Genomic DNA, 223 nt, shown 5'->3' with positions numbered 1-223 from the left:
AGGCAGACGTGTTCATGGTTTGCCTCCGGGTTAATTTTTGCCAGAGAAACCTCGGCCACAACGGTGTATTCACTGAATGTGGAACATCCCATGTAGTGGTAAAGAGGCTGACCGTTGTATGAAAAGCGAGTGGTCCCGTCAGGCATCAGTCCTTCGCCCTGAGTCTCGCGAACCGATACACAGAGGTTCGTTTTACCGGACTGGCAGAAGTCACACTCCCCGC

Annotated in this window: 1 pseudogene; it reads right to left on the bottom strand. The window is 52.9% G+C overall.

Annotated elements, in window-relative coordinates:
* Positions 1 to 223, bottom strand: a pseudogene (locus tag F0Q32_RS25955) (S-(hydroxymethyl)glutathione dehydrogenase); the annotation flags it as partial.

The sequence above is a fragment of the Pseudocitrobacter sp. 73 genome (assembly GCF_008369545.1).
In the GTDB taxonomy this organism is placed as follows: Bacteria; Pseudomonadota; Gammaproteobacteria; order Enterobacterales; family Enterobacteriaceae; genus Pseudocitrobacter; species Pseudocitrobacter vendiensis.
The sequence above is the reverse complement of the archived record's forward strand: the minus strand, read 5'-3'. Positions and strand labels throughout refer to the sequence as shown.